At 75.4% G+C, this 3,034-nt stretch carries 3 protein-coding genes; 2 read left to right on the forward strand and 1 reads right to left on the reverse strand.

Features of this window, described 5'->3' with window-relative positions:
* Window positions 1-1,306 (forward strand): ATP-binding protein (locus tag CKO43_RS25195; RefSeq protein ID WP_242481408.1); only part of this gene is annotated, 1,306 nt, incomplete at its 5' end.
* 2 nt (window positions 1,307-1,308) lie between these two features.
* Here the strand turns inward: CKO43_RS25195 and CKO43_RS25200 are convergent.
* Complete coding sequence (locus tag CKO43_RS25200) at window positions 1,309-1,941, reverse strand: response regulator (RefSeq protein WP_242478027.1); 633 nt, start codon at window positions 1,939-1,941, stop codon at window positions 1,309-1,311.
* A gap of 220 nt (window positions 1,942-2,161) precedes the next feature.
* Here CKO43_RS25200 and CKO43_RS25205 point away from each other — a divergent pair, with 220 nt between their 5' ends.
* The gene (locus CKO43_RS25205; protein WP_200230241.1) at window positions 2,162-2,878 is read left to right on the forward strand and encodes a response regulator transcription factor; all 717 of its coding nucleotides are present in this window, start codon (window positions 2,162-2,164) and stop codon (window positions 2,876-2,878) included.
* The last annotated feature ends 156 nt before the right edge of the window (window positions 2,879-3,034 follow it).

Consider the following 3,034-nt stretch of genomic DNA (forward strand, 5'->3'; position numbering starts at 1 on the left):
TGCGTGCCACGCCGTCGCCGGTGCGCAGCCACAGGCCGCCGCCGAGTGGCGCCACGCGCTCGCCGACCCCGGCTACACGATGCGCGTGCAGCGTTTCGACGCCCTCGACGGCCTGCTCGGCAGCGCCAGCCAGATCCGGCCGCTGCCCTCGCTGATCGAAGCCGGCGACGGGCGCCTGTGGGCGGCGCTGCCCAGCGGCCTGTTCGTCGTCGACCCGGCGCGGCTGCGGCACAACACGCTGGCGCCGTCGGTGATCATCCGCGGGCTCTACGCCGACGGCCGCGCGGTCGCGCCCGGCGCCACGCTGCCGGTCGGCCGCGCCGACCTGCGCCTGGACTACACCGCCACCAGCCTGACGGTGCCGCAGCGGGTGCAGTTCCGCTACAAGCTGGAGGGCTACGACAGCGACTGGCGCGACGCCGGCGGCCGGCGCGAAGCCAGCTATACGCGCGTCGGGCCCGGGCAGTACGTGTTCCGCGTCATCGCCAGCAACGAGGACGGCGTCTGGAACGAGACCGGCGCCACGCTCGCCTTCGACGTGCCGCCGGCCTTCTGGCAGACACGCACCTTCGCCGCGCTGGCGGCCACTGCCGCCGCCGCGCTGCTGTGGCTGCTGTACCGGCTGCGTGTCTGGCAGATATCGGCCCAGCTGCGCCGGCGCCTGGAAGCCCGGCTGCAGGAGCGCGAGCGCATCGCGCGCGAGCTGCACGACACGCTGATCCAGAGCGTCACCGGCCTGACGCTGCACGTGCGTGCCGCCGCCAACCAGGTGCCCGAAGGCACGCCGCTGCGCCAGCGCCTGGAGCTGGCGCTGACGCGTGCCAACGAGGTCGTCACCGAAGGCCGCGACCGCGTCGCCGAACTGCGTGGGCACCAGGGCGCAGCGGTGCCGCTGCACCTGGCCCTGGCCGAGGCCTGCCGCAGCCTGACCGAGACCACGCCGGAGCCCCGCTGCGAGCTCGTGCTCGACGGCAGCCCGCGCGAGCTGAACGCACTGGTGGCCGAAGAGGCCGAACGCATCGCGCGCGAGGCGCTGAGCAACGCGTTGCGCCATGCCGGCGCCGGCCGCATCGAGCTGCGACTGGGCTACGGCCGCGACGCACTGCGGCTGTCGGTGCACGACGACGGCCAAGGCTTCGAGGTGCCGCCGCCGGCCCAGGCGGCGCGGCCGGGGCACTTCGGCCTGGCCGGCATGCACGAACGCGCGGCCCGCATCGGCGGCCAGCTGAAGATCCGCAGCGGCGCCCAGGGCAGCACGGTGGCGCTGAGCGTGCCCGCGGCCACCGCCTACGCCGCGACGGCCTAGCCTCAGACGGAGAAGAAACCGCGCTGCAGCGCGATCGTGACGGCGTGCGTGCGGTCGCGCGCCGCCAGCTTGCCGAGGATGTTCTTCAGGTGGCCCTTGACGGTCTGCTCGGAGATGCCCAGGTCGGCGCCTATGCGTTTGTTCGAGCTGCCGTCGGCCACCCGGCGCAGCACCTCCAGCTCGCGTGCCGACAGGTCCTGCTCGCCCAGACGCGCCGACAGCTCGATCGCGATCTCGGCCGGCACGTAGCGCCGGCCCGCGTGCACGGCGTGGATCGCGGCCAGCAGGTCGCTCTGCAGCATGCTCTTGAGCAGATAGCCCAGCGCGCCGGCCTTCAGCGCACGCGAGGCCAGCGCGTCGCCGCGGTAGGTGGTCAGCACGATGATGCGCGCCTGCGGGCACTCGGCGCGCAGCGTGGCCATCAGGTCCAGGCCGCTGCGGTCGGGCAGCAGGATGTCGAGCAGCGTGACGTCGGGGCGCAGGGCGCGAAACAGCGCCAGCCCTTCGTGCGCCGTGCCGGCGCCGCCGGCGTAGCGCAGGCCGGCTTCGCCGTCGACCACCGCGGCGATGCCCTCGCGCAGCAGCGCGTGGTCGTCGATCGCCAGCACCGAGGCTGGCGCCTGCGTGTCCGTCAACTGTGCCCCCCGGGTGTGCGGCCTGCCGGGCCGATCGACACCCGGGCCGGGCACCGGGCCCGGGGTCGGCGCGCGCATGCTAGCCGCGGGGCGATGTCCACGCCGGCGACAGCGCCACCCGCCCCCCCGAAAGAGTCGTGCGCCGGCGCCCTGCCCGGGCCGTGCGTGCGGCCGCCGGCACGGCCACACTGGGTCCGTGTCAGGCAGCAGGAGTTCGAACATGGGCGCGATGTCACGGATCCGGCTTCTGGTCCGGCACGGCGAACACCTGGTCGACGCCGGATTGGCGGCCACGCTGGCACGCCAGCCCGACTGCGAGCTGGTCGCACCGGCGCCGCTGCCGCCCGACGACCTGCTGCCAGCCTGGCTGGCCGAGCGCGGCGTCGACATCGTCGTCACCGACTACGAGCGCGGGCTGCGCCTGGCCGAGCGCCTGCAGCGCGCCCCGGCGCCGCGGCCGCGCACGATGATCGTCACCGGCCGCAGCACCCAGGCCGAGGTGCGCGCCGCGCTGCGCCACGGCGTCGGCGGCTACCTCGGTGCCGACAGCAGCGGCGACGAGGTCGTCGACGCGGTGCGCAAGCTGCACCGCGGCGTGCGCCACCTCAGCGCGCCGATCGCGCAGCGCCTGCTCGACGGCCTGCTCGGCGAGGCGCTGACGCCGCGCGAGACTGAAGTGCTGCGGCTGGCGGCCCAGGGCCTGGCGAACAAGGTCATCGCGGCGCGGCTGAAGGTCGAGCTGGGCACCGTCAAATGCCACATGAAGGCGGTGATGGACAAGCTGCAGGCCGGCAACCGCACCGAGGCGGTGGTCGTCGCCAGCCAGCGCGGGCTGCTGGACCTGCACCACGCACGGCCCGGTGCCGACCTGCCGCCGGCCCCGGCGCCCTGGGCGCCGGCCGCCGCGGGGCTGCGGCTCGCGACGGCCGGCGTCTGAGCCCACGCGGGACGGCCGATGCCCCCGGCACACCACGCCGGCCGGCTGGCGGCGCTGCTGCTGCTGCCGCTGGTGGCCGCGTCCGGCGAGCCCTCGCCGGCCCCGCGGCCGACGTCGGCACTGGGCGAGGCCACGCCCGCCGTCGTGGTGCAGCAG

The organism is Rubrivivax gelatinosus, from assembly GCF_016583785.1.
In the GTDB taxonomy this organism is placed as follows: domain Bacteria; phylum Pseudomonadota; class Gammaproteobacteria; order Burkholderiales; family Burkholderiaceae_C; genus Rubrivivax; species Rubrivivax gelatinosus_B.

Excerpts from the sequence above, each read along its gene's own strand:
- CKO43_RS25205 (WP_200230241.1), top strand. The coding sequence starts at position 2,162 with ATGGGCGCGATGTCACGGATCCGGCTTCTGGTCCGGCACGGCGAACAC.